This is a genomic window from Streptococcus bovimastitidis (assembly GCF_001885095.1).
GTDB lineage: Bacteria > Bacillota > Bacilli > Lactobacillales > Streptococcaceae > Streptococcus > Streptococcus bovimastitidis.
This window is the reverse complement of the sequence record NZ_LZDD01000001.1, coordinates 966,399-980,571: the sequence shown is the minus strand read 5'-3', so window position 1 is coordinate 980,571 and position 14,173 is coordinate 966,399. Positions and strand designations below refer to the sequence as shown.

The following is a 14,173-nucleotide window of genomic DNA, read 5'->3' as shown; positions in this document are numbered from 1 at the left end:
TAAGGACTCTCTTTTTGCTTTAGTTTTTAGTATTTAAATCACTTTTACTATCTTTTTGCTCTTCATGATTTTTGTCCTCATCATCTTCCTCAGGCGGAATGATAAAGGCTAGGACAAAGAAAGTTAGAGCAATTGGAAAATAGGCTATGCTTTTGAGTGCGATGGGGAGACCAAGAAAAGCTAGCCCGATAGCTAAATAGGTAGTGTTAATTTTCATAAGTGATTTCCTCGTTTCTTGCCTTATGACGATACTATAATTGTAACTAAAATCATCTCATTGGACAAGAAAAACAATGAATTTCTCTTTGTAATTCAAGCTACTAATCATTTTGGCTTTTCATGTTATAATAGTCATAAATCATTAACAACTAGACTAAGTGAATAAGGAGATAGATATGACTTTCGAAGAGATTTTACCAGGCTTGAAAGCTAAGAAGAAATATGTGAGAAGTGGTTGGGGTGGTGCTGAAAATTATGTGCAACTCTTTGATTCTATTGAGCAAAATGGTCAGGCCTTGGAAGTAACTCCCTACTTTTTGATTAATGTTTCAGGTGATGGGGAAGGCTTCTCTATGTGGGCACCAACTCCATGTGATGTTTTGGCAGAAGATTGGGTTGAAGTCCATGACTAAGACAGTCCTTGTGACCGGCGTTGCTTCTGGTATCGGGAAAGCCCAGGCAGAGCACCTCTTAGCTAATGGCTATCAGGTTTATGGTCTTGATGTCAGTCCCAAGCCGGCTTTAGAAGGTGATTTTCATTTTCTCCAATTAGATGTGACAGACGATTTAAGCCCACTCTTTGACTGGCTACCTCAGGTCGACATTCTCATCAATACAGCGGGCATTCTGGACGCCTACAAACCCCTACTTGAAACAAACCAAGAGGACTTTGAAAAGCTCTTTGCTACCAATTTCTTTTCCGTGGTCAAGCTTACCCGTTTTTATTTGGAAAAAATGCTGGCGCAACAAAGCGGGATTATCATCAACATGTGTTCCATAGCCAGTTTTCAAGCAGGAGGTGGCGGTGCTGCCTATACCAGCTCAAAACATGCCCTAGCTGGCTTCACCCGACAATTAGCTTTGGACTATGCTAAAGCAGGCATTCAAGTTTTTGGGATTGCCCCAGGGGCTGTCCAAACAGGCATGACCGCTAGCGACTTTTCAGAAGGTGGCCTTGCCGATTGGGTTGCTGAGCAAACCCCAATCGGAAGATGGACCCAAGCTGAAGAAATAGCCGACCTGACAGACTTTTTAGTTTCAGGAAAGGCAGTTTCCATGCAAGGCGAAATTGTTAAAATTGACGGTGGCTGGACTTTAAAATAAAAAAGGGAAGTTATGATTTTTAAAACTTTGCAAAAACACCCTATCCTTACTTTTTGCCTATATGGAGTTTTTTATTTAGGAGCATTATTCTCCTTTACCTTGTCTTGCAAAAAGTGCAGTTGCCACTTGTCTATTGGCCCCTTACTTTTAATCTGATGATTCCCCTTTTTTACTTTTATAAGCATTTCTTTCGTACTAGTCGAAATGAACAGGCGACTTCTTTAAGTGAACTAAGAGACATCATGAGCTGGTTGATTGCTGTCATCGCAATTAGCCATATGACTATCGGAGTCTGGGCAGCTACCCAAAGCTTTCCGTTTAAGGAGCAATTTTTACCACCACTTTGGCAAGAAGACAATGGCCTTATTTTTAACTTAATCATTAGTTATCTCCTATCGTTCATATTTTGACAAATACTATATTATTTAAAAATACCACTTGCACAGAGGAAGACCAAAAGCAGATTGAAAGACATCCAAAAGAAATCAAAAAAAAAAGGAATCGAAAATGATTAGACAAGAACAGCCTGCTGACTATCAGGCCATTGATAAATTAATAAGAGATGCATTCGCCAGAGCTGAACATGCTGACGGAAATGAACAGTTTTTGGTTAAAGCCTTCCGTCAAGGAGACTCTTATATACCGGAATTAGCCTTAGTTTTAGAAGAGAATCAGCAAATGATAGGCCATATTATCTTTACCAAGGCAAAAGTTGGTCAGGTACAAGCCTTAGTTTTAGCCCCTTTGAGCATTGCTCCTGATTATCAAAAACAAGGTTATGGCAAAGCATTAATTGAAGAAGGTCACCGAATTGCCAAAGCATTAGGTTATGACCTTATTTTGGTTTTGGGAAGTGACCTTTATTACCCCAAATTTGGTTACTTACCAGCCCAATCCTTTGGGATTACTATACCTGACGGCTTTCCGCCAGCAAATTTTATGGCCATTTCCTTACAGGGAAATCAGCATTTTCCAGGTTCCGTTAGTTTTGCTAAGGAATTTGGCTTAGATTAAGGAGAAAAATAAATGAAATTAATAGTTGTTGGAACAGGGAAGATTGTTGAAGAAGCCCTACCCGTTATTACAGCCACTAATGGCATAGACATTAAAGCCTTGGTTTCAACCCCACGAAGTCGGGAAAAAGCTGAGACTTTGGCAGGTCAATACCAAATTCAAGACCTCTATACAAGTTTAGATCAAGCGCTGGATAACCCCGATACAGATACGGTTTACGTAGCAACCCCAAATCATTTGCACTATGAAATGAGCAAGGCAGCCCTATTAGCGGGCAAACATGTTATCTGCGAAAAGCCTTTCACCTTGAAAGAAGCCCAAGCACAAGAATTGGCACAGCTTGCTAAAGAGAAAAAGTTGATTCTGCTAGAGGCTATTACCAATCTCTATCTAGAGAATTTCGCTGTCTTAAAAGAAGAATTAACCAACTTGGGCGACATTAAGATTGTTGACTGTAACTATTCTCAATATTCGTCTCGCTATGATGCCTTCAAAGATGGTGTTATTGCGCCAGCTTTTGACCCAGAAAAAGGGGGAGGAGCCCTTAGAGACCTTAACATCTACAATATTCACCTAGTGGTTGCTTTGTTTGGAGAGCCAACCAGTGTCGATTATCTCCCAAACATGGAACGTGGCGTTGATACTTCAGGTATACTTATTTTAGATTACACTGACTTTAAGGTGGTTTGTATTGCTGCTAAAGATTGCAGCGCAGAAGTACGGACGACCATTCAGGGCAACAAAGGCTCGATGATTGTGGCTGGAGAAAGTAATACACTTCCACAAGTTAAAATTACAGAAAATGGTAGCCAGCCTCGCCTAGTTAATAAAAACAGCACTGAACACCGGATGGCAGCAGAGTTTAGAGCTTTTCAAGCGATAATTAATGACCGAGATTTTGCGCGTGCCCAAGAGGCAATCGACCATAGTCTCAAAGTTATGAAAGTTCTTGAAAAAGCAAGTGAAAACTTGTCATAAACATCAGAGATTGGCCTAACCAATCTCTTTTTTTCATCTTTTTCCCTCTAAATATGCTATAATGGAGGGGAATTCAATTTATGAAAAAGGAAAAGTTATGACAAATTACGCCATTATATTAGCTGCGGGTAAAGGTACTCGCATGAAATCTGATTTACCAAAAGTTCTCCATAAAGTCTCAGGCTTAACCATGTTAGAGCATGTTTTTAGAAGTATTGAAGCAATCAATCCTGAAAAAAATGTTACAGTCATTGGTCATAAAGCTGAAATGGTTCAAGAAGTTTTGGCAGATCAATCAGAATTTGTTTTACAAACTGAGCAATTAGGAACTGGCCATGCTGTAATGATGGCGGAAGAAAAATTAGCAGAATTAGAAGGAAATACCTTAGTAATTGCTGGCGACACGCCATTAATTACGGGTGAAAGCTTAAAAAATCTCATCGATTTCCACGTTAACCATAAAAATGTTGCGACAATTCTAACAGCGCAAGCCGAAGACCCATTTGGTTATGGGCGGATTATCCGTAACAGTGACCAAGAAGTCATGAAAATTGTCGAACAAAAAGATGCTAACGAATATGAACAAAAAGTAACTGAAATTAACACAGGTACCTTCATCTTCGATAATAAGCGCCTTTTTGAAGCCTTGAAAAATATTAATACTAATAATGCTCAAGGGGAATATTACTTGACTGACGTTATCTCTATTTTCCGCGAAAACAAAGAAAAAGTCGGTGCCTACATCCTTCGTGATTTCAACGAAAGTTTAGGTGTTAATGACCGCGTTGCCCTAGCAACAGCCGAAGCTGTTATGCGTCGTCGCATTAACAGAGGCCACATGATTAATGGGGTAACCTTTCAAAGTCCGGAAACAACCTATATTGAGAGTGATGTCCAAATCGAACCGGATGTTCTTTTAGAGGCAAATGTGACCCTCAAAGGCAATACCAAAGTTGGAGCAGGAACTGTTCTGACTAACGGGACTTGCTTGGTAGATGCTGAAATTGGCCAAAATGTTGTGATTACAAATTCAACTATTGAAGAATCAACTATCGCTGATGGCGTGACAGTTGGTCCTTATGCACACATTCGTCCAGGTTCTGATTTGGCACAAGATGTTCATATTGGAAACTTTGTTGAAGTTAAAGGTTCAACAATCGGAAAAAACACCAAAGCAGGACATCTCACCTATATTGGCAATGCCCTAGTTGGTGAAAACGTGAATTTTGGAGCGGGAACCATCACTGTCAACTATGATGGTAAAAACAAATTCAAAACAGAAATTGGGGACAATGTCTTTATCGGCAGCAATTCTACCTTGATCGCCCCACTTGCAATTGGAGATAATGCCTTAACCGCAGCTGGATCAACCATTTCTAAAGATGTTCAAGCAGATAGCATTGCCATTGGCAGAAGTCGTCAAGTGATAAAAGAGGGTTATGCCAAACGTCTTCCCCACCATCCAGGAAATAAATAATACATTTTAGAGGAGGAAACCATGGATTTTGAAGAAAAAACATTACGGCGGACAACTATTTTTGAAGGAAATATCTTTAAAGTTGTTGTCGATGATGTGAAACTTCCAAACGCATTGGGAAATGCTAAGCGAGAGCTGGTCCTCCATCGGGGTGCTGTTTCCATCTTAGCTGTGACTCCGGAAAATAAACTGGTTATTATCAAACAATATCGCAAAGCCATCGAGTCTATTTCTTATGAAATTCCTGCGGGAAAATTGGAAGTGGGTGAGAATGGATCTGAACTTGAGGCCGCTGGCCGCGAGTTGGAGGAAGAAACCGGATATAGTGGCCATTTAGAGCAAATTTATGAATTCTATACGGCCATCGGTTTTTGCAATGAAAAAATTAAATTATACTTGGCAACTGAGCTTAAAAAAGTTGAAAATCCAAGACCTCAGGATGTTGATGAAGTCTTAGAGGTTTTTGAATTAAGCTATCAAGAATGTCTTGAGATGATTGCTCAAGGTAAAATTGTTGATGCCAAAACTATTATTGCTATTAACTATTTTGGTCAACATTTTGGAGGTGATTTGTAATGGGAAAATCCTTACTAACTGATGAAGTGATTGAAAAAGCCAATCGTGGTGAGTACATTGAAGATGACTTTGCAGATGATTTTGCAGTCGATTCAGATACCAAAATAATGACATTTGCTGATGACGAATACTATGATGATTCACAAAGAATCTACAAAAGTCGCCGTATTGAAAATGCCAAACGCAATCAGTTTCAATCAAAATTGAATTTATTATTGATTGTTTTAGTCATCTTGATTGCTCTCTTAATCTATGCCATGTTTAATTTATAAAAAGGAAATCACATGAAAATTGGAATTATTGCTGCAATGGAGGAAGAACTACTTCTTTTAGTTGACCAACTAGAAGATAAAAAGGAAACTTCGATTTTAGCCAATACATATTATAGTGGACAGATTGCAGGACATGATTTAGTTCTTGTTCAATCTGGTGTGGGCAAGGTTATGTCCGCAATGACAGTGGCTATTTTGGTTGAGTCTTTTAAAGTAGAGGTCCTGATCAATACAGGCTCAGCAGGAGCAGTTGCTAGCCATCTTAACATTGGTGATGTCGTGGTTGCTAGTCAGCTAGTTTATCATGATGTTGACTTGACAGCCTTTGGTTATGACTATGGTCAAATGTCCATGCAGCCACTTTATTTTGAAAGTCACCAACCATTTGTCGAAACATTTGAGCAAGTCTTAAAGGAAGAAGATAAAGGAACTGCCATTGGTTTGATTGCTACTGGAGATTCATTCATTGCGGGTCAAGATAAGATTGATGCTATAAAAAGCCATTTCCCACAGGTCCTTGCCGTTGAAATGGAAGGGGCAGCAATCGCCCAAGCAGCCCACGCTTGTGGCAAACCATTTATTGTTGTTCGCGCCATGAGTGACACAGCAGCCCACGATGCAAACATGACTTTTGATCAGTTCATTGTCGAAGCTGGCAAAAAATCAGCCCAAACTTTAATCGCTTTTTTAAAAGCTTTATAAACACTAAAAGCACTTGGAAAATCCAAGTGCTTTTAGTTTATTTTAGTAACGTAGATTTGTTTTGCTATTGATTCAGGTATGGTAACTTGTTTTTGATTTAAAGTAAGGGTAAAGGTCTTAGCATAGGCATCTATTTGAATCAAATCAAATTCACTGTTTAGTTTTAAGTCTTGTTGGCGCAGATAATTAATCAGCTCTATTTGATCATGGATTCGACTTAATTTATAGGTTCCTAATTCCTTAATTCCAGCAAGGGTTTGATGGTTGATTTCAATTAAGGCTTGGTCTTTTCTAGGAATTGTGCCACCATGTGGGCAATAGGTGGGATAGCCTAAATTTTGGTCCAGTCTGTCTATAAAAGTATCTGAGACGGTATGTTCCAATATCTCTGCTTCCTGGTGAACTTCTTCTGGGCTATAAGCTAAATGTTCAATCAAAAAGACTTCAATCAAGCGGTGCTTACGGAAAAGATTAGCTACAACTTGGTCGCCTTTTGCAGTCAATAAATAGCCTTTTTTAGCATCTTTTTTGATCCAGTCTTCCTGGATCATTTTTTTAATCATTTCAGAAACAGCAGGAGGTGATACCTGCATTCTTTCTGCAATTTGTTTGTTAGACATTTTGACTTCTAACTGACTCAACTCATGAATGCATTTAAGGTAGTCTTCTTTATTAGGCGTCATTTTACATAGCCTTTCTCTTATTTATAATCATTATTATAACAAAAAATTACAAAAAAATCTTGACAAAAAGATCTTACTAATATACATTAATAATATAATTAAGTATACTTAATAAAAATAATAACTTTATTTAAGGAGTAAAAAATGAAGAAAAAGCTGAGCTTTATAACCCTCGCCCTTTTATCCTTGCTTTTTTTGGTTGCCTGTTCTTCAACAGCTTCAAAAAAAGCAAAAGACCATAAATTAAATGTGGTGGTTACTAATTCGATTATTGCCGATATGACAAAGAATATTGCCGGCAATCGGATAAATTTGCATAGCATTGTTCCAATTGGTCAAGATCCTCATGAATATGAACCTTTACCAGAAGATGTTGAAAAGACCAGTCAAGCTGATCTGATCTTCTATAACGGAATCAACTTAGAAGATGGCGGTCAGGCCTGGTTCAGCAAGTTGGTAAAAAATGCTGGTAAAAAGAAAAACACTGATTATTTTGCGGTGTCCGATGGTATCGAGGTGATTTATTTAGAAGGTTATTCTACCAAAGGAAAAGAAGATCCACATGCTTGGTTGAATTTAGAAAATGGCATGATTTATGCTAAGAATATTGCCAAGCAGTTAAGTCAAAAAGATCCTAAAAACAAGGCATTTTACCAAAAAAACGTGAAGACTTACTTGGCTAAGCTAGAAAAATTAGATCGTGAAGCCAAATCCAAATTTGATAAAATTTCAGAAAATAAAAAGGTGATTGTCACAAGCGAAGGTTGTTTTAAATACTTTTCTAAAGCCTACAAAGTGCCATCGGCTTATATTTGGGAAATTAATACTGAAGAAGAAGGAACACCGGATCAAATTTCGGGCTTAATTGAAAAACTAAAGGCTAAAAAACCATCAGCACTTTTTGTTGAATCAAGTGTTGACAACCGTCCGATGAAGTCTGTTTCCAAGGATAGTGGCATTCCTATTTATTCAGAAATTTTCACTGACTCAATTGCCAAAAAGGGGAAAAATGGCGACAGTTACTATTCGATGATGAAATGGAATTTAGATAAAATTGCTGAAGGATTAGCAAAATAAGACATTAAAAGCACATGGTCTTAGGGCTTGTGTGCTTTCTGTTTTTTAAAGGAGTAAAAAATGATACGAATAAAAGACTTGTCGGTTAGCTATGACGGCTGTAACAAGATTCTTGACAAGGTCACTTTAATGATTGAAGAGGAAGGCATTATTGGCATTATTGGACCTAATGGTGCTGGAAAGTCTACCTTAATGAAAGCGATGTTAGGGTTAATCCCTTATAAGGGAGAGCTAGCGATTGATAATAAATACCAGCAACCTAGTCAACAAGTAGCTTACGTTGAACAACGGAGCCAATTTGATTTACAATTTCCTATCACTGTTGAAGAGTGTGTGTTGCTTGGGACCTATGGTCGTTTGGGATTATTTCATGCTGTAACAGCTAAGGAAAGAGACCTAGCCTCACATTATTTGCAAGAAGTTGGTTTGGAGGATTACGCTCAAGAACCGATAAAGTCTCTGTCAGGTGGTCAATTTCAACGGATGCTGTTAGTAAGATGTTTAATTCAAGAACAAAACTACCTTTTCTTAGACGAACCCTTTGTTGGAATTGATTCTGTCAGCGAAGCCATCATCGTTAACCTACTTAAAAAGCTTGCAAATCAGGGAAAAACAATCTTAATCGTGCATCACGATTTGAGCAAGGTCAAAGATTACTTTGACCAATTGCTCTTATTAAATCGAGGATTAATAGCCTTTGGACCAGTAGATGAAGTTTTTAACCAAGAAAATCTCACTAAAACTTATGGTGAAAATAGGGTGATGACAGGAGGAGTATGCTAATGGTGGAAAAATTTATTATCGGTCTGTTGAATTATCATTTTCTACAAAATGCTTTAGTAACCTCAGTTGTCATCGGTATTGTAGCAGGAGCACTGGGATGTTTTATCATTTTGCGGTCCATGTCACTAATGGGAGATGCGATTTCTCATGCTGTATTACCCGGTGTTGCCATTTCTTTTATGATTGGGGTTAACTACTATTTTGGAGCCATTATCTTTGGACTACTGGCTTCCATTTTAATCACCTATATCAAAGAAAATAGTCTAATTAAAGGGGATACCGCTATTGGCATCACCTTTAGTGCCTACTTAGCTTTAGGTGTTATCTTAATTGGTATTGCTAAAAGTTCAACAGACCTCTTTCATATTTTATTTGGTAATATATTAGCGGTACAAGATTCTGATAAATGGGCTAGCATTGTGGTATCTATTTTAGTTTTATTACTCATTGGACTCTTTTTTAAAGAATTACAAATCACTTCTTTTGACCCAATTTTAGCTCAAACAATCGGCATCAAGGTTCCCTTTTATCACTATCTATTGATGATACTTTTAACCTTAGTTGCTGTTACAGCCATGCAAAGTGTAGGGACAATTCTGATTGTTGCTCTTTTAATTACCCCAGCAGCAACAGCCTATCTCTTTGCCAAAAATTTAAAGGCCATGCTCTTACTTTCTTCAAGTTTAGGTGGGTTTACGTCGGTCCTTGGTCTTTTTATAGGTTACAGTTTTAACATTGCAGTTGGATCTTGTATTGTTCTGACCTCAGCCCTTATCTTTAGCCTTTGCTTTTTCATAGCGCCTAGAATGAATAAATAAAAACAAAAGTCTTCTGTTTATAAACAGAAGACTTTTAACTTTAAAAGGCTATAGTTTTATTTTTTGAAAGTATAATCTTTTACAACAGAAACGGAAATGACGGTAACGTCTTTAGTAGGTTTATCATTGCCATCAACAGCTACCTTAGAAATACTGTCAACAACATTCATGCCATCAATAACTTGACCAAAAACTGTATAAGAACCGTCTAGGTCTGGATTACCTCCGGCTTTGTATGCATCCATGATTGGTTTAGGGAAGTGGTCAGCCGATAATTTTTTGGATTGGTCTTCTTTATTTTGGTTGATAAAGAATTGACTGCCATTGGTATCGGCACCAGCATTGGCCATGGCAATAGCCCCCCTAATATTATAGAGATAAGGGCTAATTTCGTTAGCAAAACCATTTCCTTTATCTTTCTTACTATCTTTTCCGTTCCAAATGGATTCTCCACCAGTACCATCTCCATTAGGGTCACCAGATTGAATCATGAAATTATTAATAACCCGGTGGAAAGTAAGATTATTGTAATAGCCTGCTTTTGCATGTGTTAAAAAGTTTTCAACGGCAAGGGGTGCATATTTAGGGAAGAGTTTTAAGGTAATATCTCCTTGGCTTGTTTTGATAAGAATTTTAGCCTCATCCTTTGTAACATCCTTAGATAATTGAGGAAAGTCTTTCTTATCAGCTTTGAGTGCTTTCTGAATTTCTTTCTCATAGGCTTTGGCTGAAGCAGAAGTCGCTTCCTTAGCCATCTTCTCATCAACATATTTATCGCCTTTGATTAAACGGTCCATCGACTCACAAGCTGTTAAACTCAAGAGGGATAGGGCTAAGAGGCTTAGGGTAAGAACTTTCTTCATCTTTTCTCCTCAGATTGATTTTTCTATATTTTATCATAAAGTCGCTGGAAAAATCTAAATAAATTACTAGATTTCCTAAAAAAAGAAGAAGACTTTCAAATCCCAAAAATTACAAGTCCTATGATAGAGGCAGGCTAAAAGGTATTGTTAAATAGTCTGTCTTTGACAAATAATAGAGTGATAACTTTTAAAGGAGAAAAGATAATGGAAATAAGTTCAAATAGTAAAAAGCTGATTATTGCGGCTTTATTAGCAGTTTTAGGATTCTTTATGTTTACAAAAATGGCGAGTTCTACCTATGTTAATCAAATGAATCAAGATATCGTATCAACGCTTGACCAAAAGAAGGTTACCGTTATGAAATTAGCAGCAAGTTCAACAGCAGCATCAACCGCTGTTACTCTAATTCCTGGAGATGTCGGCTCACCCTTAGCAGAAAATTTAGCTGATGTTAGTGACTACTTATTAGTTATTATTATTGCTATATGGCTCCAAAAATATTTAATCGCCATAGCTGGTGCTATCTCATTTAAGATTTTCTTCCCAGCGACCTGCCTACTTCTTATCTTATATCTCTTCTCAAAGAAAGAGATTTTAATCCGGGTAGCTTTTAAATTGGCCTTGTTTGGCTTAATGATATTTTGTATTGTGCCAACCAGTGTTTCTATTTCAAACCATATTGAAAAAACCTATCAAAGTTCAATTCAAGAAACTATTAAGAAAACGGAGAAAGAAAATAAACGAATTGACCAAAAATTGCAGAAAAAAAATCAAAAGCTTTCGCTCAAAAATATCCTGGGTAAAATTGATGGGGAAAAAAGCAAAGTCTTAAATACTATGGAAAATTCCTTAAGTAACATGATTGATGCAGTTGCAGTCATGATTGTAACGACTTGCTTGATTCCAATCCTGGTTTTAATGTCGTTTATTTGGTTAACCAATTTGATTTTTGGATTATCTCTAACTACTGATTTAAGACGCTTTAGTTTTATTGGTAAATTTGTCAGAAATAAAACTCAAAAATCATTAGGAAGAGAATAATAACCGACAAAAAGAGGACCAGCGATTTTATGATAAAGATTTGAGACTTTCTTATGTTGAAAGTCTCATTTTTTTGTAAAAAGGGTAGCTTATTTCTTTATCTCTAAAAAATGGTATAATAATTCTATGGCTATTAGAAATCAACATAAAAAAGGGATCAAAAAAAAGCGTCTCACTAAGGCAGAATTGGAGAAACAAAGAGCCATTAAACGAATGGTTTTTTCATTCTTACTCGCTCTTGTTTTAATTTTTGCCACAATTCGACTTGGGATATTTGGGATTACAGCTTATAATGTTATCCGATTCATGGTAGGTAGTTTAGCTTACCTTTTTATTCTTGCAGTTTTTATCTATCTATTCTTCTTTAAATGGTTACGTAAGCAAGAGGGCTTGGTAGCTGGTTTTGTGATTCTCTTTTTAGGACTCTTAATCGAATGGCAGGCTTACCTCTTTACCCTTCCGACTGTAAAAAACCATGAAGTCTTCACTTATACCGCTCGCCTGATCATGACTGATTTGATGGCTTTTAAAGTGCAAACTTTCGTTGGTGGTGGCATGTTAGGTGCCTTAATTTACAAACCTATTTCCTTCCTCTTTTCAAATATCGGTTCCTTCTTTATCGGTTCCTTAATTATTCTGCTAGGACTCTTTTTAATGACCCCATGGGACGTTTACGATGTCTCTAATTATTTCAAGGCTTTGTGGGAAAGCTTCGCCGATCGCCAAAAACTCCGCCGAGAAGAGCGCTTTGTCCAACGCGAGGAAGCTAAAGCCCTAGCTGCGCAAGAAAAATTAGAGCAAGAGGCTCTCGAAGCCCAGTTGGCTAAAAATCAGTCTTTGGATTTGGAAACAGGTGAAATTCTCCCTCTACCACAAGAATCTTCCGTGCTTGAAAATGAAGAGTTTGTTCCAGAGATACCTGCTGAGCCAGAAATTGTGGCCTATCAATCACATCCTACTGAAGAATTTATTGATTTCCCAATTGAAGAATTGGAATCGGATTATCCAAGTTCAACAGAAGATTATCCTGAAGAAATAATGCCAATGATGGAGCCAGGTCTTGATGAGGACCAAATGGACGATGAGCCAGTTGAAGTCGACTTTACACCAAAAGCTAACTTGCTCTATAAATTGCCGACAATCGATTTGTTTGCTCCGGACCGTCCAAAAGACCAATCTAAAGAAAAGAATTTGGTTCGCAAAAACATAACTGTTTTGGAAGACACCTTTCGCAGTTTTGGTATCGATGTTAAGGTTGAACGAGCTGAAATTGGACCTTCCGTTACTAAATATGAAATTAAACCAGCAGTTGGTGTTCGTGTTAATCGTATCTCTAATTTGGCGGATGATTTAGCCTTAGCCTTGGCGGCAAAAGATGTACGTATTGAAGCTCCAATACCAGGCAAATCACTGGTTGGTATTGAGGTTCCTAACTCAGAAATTGCGACTGTATCCTTCCGAGAGTTGTGGGAACAATCCAATACTTCAGATGAAAAATTGTTAGAAGTTCCACTAGGGAAAGCGGTCAATGGTAAGGCTAGAAGTTTTGATTTGACCCGCATGCCTCACTTGCTAGTGGCAGGTTCAACAGGTTCAGGGAAATCTGTTGCCGTCAACGGAATTATTTCAAGTATCCTGATGAAAGCTCGCCCAGACCAAGTCAAATTCTTGATGGTTGACCCTAAAATGGTTGAGTTGTCCGTTTATAATGACATTCCTCATCTCTTGATTCCAGTAGTTACTAACCCTCGAAAAGCCAGTAAGGCACTTCAAAAAGTGGTTGATGAAATGGAAAATCGTTACGAACTCTTTAGTAAAGTTGGTGTTCGTAACATGGCTGGCTATAATGCAAAAGTGGAAGAGTTCAATAAACAATCGGAACAGAAACAAATTCCATTACCACTTATTGTCGTTATCGTCGATGAATTAGCCGACTTAATGATGGTTGCCAGTAAAGAAGTGGAAGATGCTATTATCCGTTTAGGACAAAAAGCGCGTGCAGCCGGAATTCATATGATTCTAGCGACACAACGTCCTTCTGTAGATGTCATCTCAGGTTTAATTAAAGCCAATGTTCCATCTCGGATTGCCTTTGCTGTTTCCTCAGGGACAGATAGTCGGACAATTCTGGATGAAAATGGTGCTGAAAAACTTCTTGGTCGTGGGGATATGCTCTTTAAACCAATTGATGAAAACCATCCAGTTCGTCTACAGGGGTCATTCATTTCAGATGACGATGTTGAACGCATTGTTTCTTATATCAAAGACCAAGCAGAGGCTGACTATGATGATTCCTTTGATCCAGGAGAAGTGACTGAAGCGGACATGAATTCTGGTTCAGGGAATTCAGGTGAAGGAGATCCTCTCTTTGAAGAAGCAAAAGCTTTGGTTCTAGAAACACAAAAAGCTTCAGCATCAATGATTCAGAGAAGACTTTCAGTAGGCTTTAATCGTGCAACACGCTTAATGGATGAATTAGAAGAAGCAGGTGTTATAGGACCTGCTGAGGGAACAAAACCTCGCAAAGTCTTACAGACTCAATAAAATTGAAAATAGTAAAAGGCTT

16 protein-coding genes are annotated in these 14,173 nt (G+C 37.9%); 13 read left to right on the top strand and 3 right to left on the bottom strand.

Going from position 1 to position 14,173, the window contains the following annotated elements; all coding sequences use genetic code 11:
• Nucleotides 1–19: 19 nt before the first annotated feature.
• Nucleotides 20–217 (bottom strand): hypothetical protein, encoded by a 198-nt coding sequence (locus A9Q68_RS04780; protein ID WP_071793553.1) that lies wholly within the window; start codon nucleotides 215–217, stop codon nucleotides 20–22.
• A gap of 178 nt (nucleotides 218–395) precedes the next feature.
• Here A9Q68_RS04780 and A9Q68_RS04775 point away from each other — a divergent pair, with 178 nt between their 5' ends.
• The 8 genes from A9Q68_RS04775 (at nucleotide 396) to A9Q68_RS04735 (ending at nucleotide 6,342) form a co-directional block, all read left to right on the top strand.
• On the top strand, nucleotides 396–632 hold the full coding sequence (locus A9Q68_RS04775; protein ID WP_071793552.1) for a DUF2829 domain-containing protein: 237 nt from the start codon (nucleotides 396–398) through the stop codon (nucleotides 630–632).
• Nucleotides 625–1,323 carry a 3-oxoacyl-ACP reductase gene (locus A9Q68_RS04770; RefSeq protein ID WP_071793551.1) on the top strand — a complete coding sequence of 233 codons (699 nt, stop codon included), beginning with the start codon at nucleotides 625–627 and terminating at the stop codon, nucleotides 1,321–1,323. The genes A9Q68_RS04775 and A9Q68_RS04770 overlap by 8 nt, the downstream gene beginning before the upstream one ends.
• Before the next feature lie 507 nt (nucleotides 1,324–1,830).
• Nucleotides 1,831–2,337 (top strand): GNAT family N-acetyltransferase, encoded by a 507-nt coding sequence (locus A9Q68_RS04760; RefSeq protein WP_071793549.1) that lies wholly within the window; start codon nucleotides 1,831–1,833, stop codon nucleotides 2,335–2,337.
• A 12-nt stretch (nucleotides 2,338–2,349) separates the two neighbouring features.
• Nucleotides 2,350–3,315, top strand: a complete 966-nt coding sequence (locus A9Q68_RS04755; protein WP_071793548.1) for a Gfo/Idh/MocA family protein — start codon at nucleotides 2,350–2,352, stop codon at nucleotides 3,313–3,315.
• A 97-nt stretch (nucleotides 3,316–3,412) separates the two neighbouring features.
• Entirely contained in the window at nucleotides 3,413–4,792 is a 1,380-nt protein-coding gene (gene glmU / locus A9Q68_RS04750) for a bifunctional UDP-N-acetylglucosamine diphosphorylase/glucosamine-1-phosphate N-acetyltransferase GlmU (protein WP_071793547.1), read from the top strand.
• 21 nt (nucleotides 4,793–4,813) lie between these two features.
• Nucleotides 4,814–5,368 (top strand): NUDIX domain-containing protein, encoded by a 555-nt coding sequence (locus tag A9Q68_RS04745; protein WP_071793546.1) that lies wholly within the window; start codon nucleotides 4,814–4,816, stop codon nucleotides 5,366–5,368.
• Nucleotides 5,368–5,640: a cell wall synthase accessory phosphoprotein MacP gene (gene macP / locus A9Q68_RS04740; RefSeq protein ID WP_071793545.1), complete on the top strand. Its 273-nt coding sequence runs from the start codon at nucleotides 5,368–5,370 to the stop codon at nucleotides 5,638–5,640. The genes A9Q68_RS04745 and macP overlap by 1 nt, the downstream gene beginning before the upstream one ends.
• Nucleotides 5,641–5,652: 12 nt before the next feature.
• The gene (locus tag A9Q68_RS04735; RefSeq protein ID WP_071793544.1) at nucleotides 5,653–6,342 is read left to right on the top strand and encodes a 5'-methylthioadenosine/adenosylhomocysteine nucleosidase; all 690 of its coding nucleotides are present in this window, start codon (nucleotides 5,653–5,655) and stop codon (nucleotides 6,340–6,342) included.
• A gap of 32 nt (nucleotides 6,343–6,374) precedes the next feature.
• Here A9Q68_RS04735 and A9Q68_RS04730 read toward each other — a convergent pair whose 3' ends face one another.
• Entirely contained in the window at nucleotides 6,375–7,025 is a 651-nt protein-coding gene (locus tag A9Q68_RS04730) for a metal-dependent transcriptional regulator (RefSeq protein ID WP_071793543.1), read from the bottom strand.
• 144 nt (nucleotides 7,026–7,169) lie between these two features.
• Between A9Q68_RS04730 and A9Q68_RS04725 the strand changes: the two genes are divergently transcribed.
• From A9Q68_RS04725 to A9Q68_RS04715, 3 genes are read left to right on the top strand one after another with little or no spacing between them, the layout of a single operon-like run.
• Nucleotides 7,170–8,102 (top strand): metal ABC transporter substrate-binding protein, encoded by a 933-nt coding sequence (locus A9Q68_RS04725; protein WP_071793542.1) that lies wholly within the window; start codon nucleotides 7,170–7,172, stop codon nucleotides 8,100–8,102.
• A 60-nt stretch (nucleotides 8,103–8,162) separates the two neighbouring features.
• Nucleotides 8,163–8,885, top strand: a complete 723-nt coding sequence (locus A9Q68_RS04720; protein WP_071793541.1) for a metal ABC transporter ATP-binding protein — start codon at nucleotides 8,163–8,165, stop codon at nucleotides 8,883–8,885.
• Nucleotides 8,885–9,703 (top strand): metal ABC transporter permease, encoded by an 819-nt coding sequence (locus A9Q68_RS04715; protein ID WP_071793540.1) that lies wholly within the window; start codon nucleotides 8,885–8,887, stop codon nucleotides 9,701–9,703. The genes A9Q68_RS04720 and A9Q68_RS04715 overlap by 1 nt, the downstream gene beginning before the upstream one ends.
• Before the next feature lie 56 nt (nucleotides 9,704–9,759).
• Here A9Q68_RS04715 and A9Q68_RS04710 read toward each other — a convergent pair whose 3' ends face one another.
• The gene (locus A9Q68_RS04710) at nucleotides 9,760–10,566 is read right to left on the bottom strand and encodes a peptidylprolyl isomerase (RefSeq protein WP_071793539.1); all 807 of its coding nucleotides are present in this window, start codon (nucleotides 10,564–10,566) and stop codon (nucleotides 9,760–9,762) included.
• Nucleotides 10,567–10,770: 204 nt separating this feature from the next.
• Between A9Q68_RS04710 and A9Q68_RS04705 the strand changes: the two genes are divergently transcribed.
• Together A9Q68_RS04705 and A9Q68_RS04700 are read left to right on the top strand one after the other, a co-directional pair.
• Nucleotides 10,771–11,607, top strand: coding sequence for a hypothetical protein (locus A9Q68_RS04705; protein WP_083426027.1), 837 nt, complete (start codon nucleotides 10,771–10,773; stop codon nucleotides 11,605–11,607).
• A gap of 126 nt (nucleotides 11,608–11,733) precedes the next feature.
• A complete protein-coding gene (locus tag A9Q68_RS04700; RefSeq protein WP_071793538.1) occupies nucleotides 11,734–14,151 on the top strand; it encodes a DNA translocase FtsK in 2,418 nt (805 codons plus the stop codon).
• Nucleotides 14,152–14,173: the final 22 nt, after the last annotated feature.

Coding starts and splice junctions, on each gene's coding strand:
- A9Q68_RS04780 (WP_071793553.1), bottom strand. CDS start 217: ATGAAAATTAACACTACCTATTTAGCTATCGGGCTAGCTTTTCTTGGT.
- A9Q68_RS04775 (WP_071793552.1), top strand. CDS start 396: ATGACTTTCGAAGAGATTTTACCAGGCTTGAAAGCTAAGAAGAAATAT.
- A9Q68_RS04770 (WP_071793551.1), top strand. CDS start 625: ATGACTAAGACAGTCCTTGTGACCGGCGTTGCTTCTGGTATCGGGAAA.
- A9Q68_RS04760 (WP_071793549.1), top strand. CDS start 1,831: ATGATTAGACAAGAACAGCCTGCTGACTATCAGGCCATTGATAAATTA.
- A9Q68_RS04755 (WP_071793548.1), top strand. CDS start 2,350: ATGAAATTAATAGTTGTTGGAACAGGGAAGATTGTTGAAGAAGCCCTA.
- glmU (WP_071793547.1), top strand. CDS start 3,413: ATGACAAATTACGCCATTATATTAGCTGCGGGTAAAGGTACTCGCATG.
- A9Q68_RS04745 (WP_071793546.1), top strand. CDS start 4,814: ATGGATTTTGAAGAAAAAACATTACGGCGGACAACTATTTTTGAAGGA.
- macP (WP_071793545.1), top strand. CDS start 5,368: ATGGGAAAATCCTTACTAACTGATGAAGTGATTGAAAAAGCCAATCGT.
- A9Q68_RS04735 (WP_071793544.1), top strand. CDS start 5,653: ATGAAAATTGGAATTATTGCTGCAATGGAGGAAGAACTACTTCTTTTA.
- A9Q68_RS04730 (WP_071793543.1), bottom strand. CDS start 7,025: ATGACGCCTAATAAAGAAGACTACCTTAAATGCATTCATGAGTTGAGT.
- A9Q68_RS04725 (WP_071793542.1), top strand. CDS start 7,170: ATGAAGAAAAAGCTGAGCTTTATAACCCTCGCCCTTTTATCCTTGCTT.
- A9Q68_RS04720 (WP_071793541.1), top strand. CDS start 8,163: ATGATACGAATAAAAGACTTGTCGGTTAGCTATGACGGCTGTAACAAG.
- A9Q68_RS04715 (WP_071793540.1), top strand. CDS start 8,885: ATGGTGGAAAAATTTATTATCGGTCTGTTGAATTATCATTTTCTACAA.
- A9Q68_RS04710 (WP_071793539.1), bottom strand. CDS start 10,566: ATGAAGAAAGTTCTTACCCTAAGCCTCTTAGCCCTATCCCTCTTGAGT.
- A9Q68_RS04705 (WP_083426027.1), top strand. CDS start 10,771: ATGGAAATAAGTTCAAATAGTAAAAAGCTGATTATTGCGGCTTTATTA.
- A9Q68_RS04700 (WP_071793538.1), top strand. CDS start 11,734: ATGGCTATTAGAAATCAACATAAAAAAGGGATCAAAAAAAAGCGTCTC.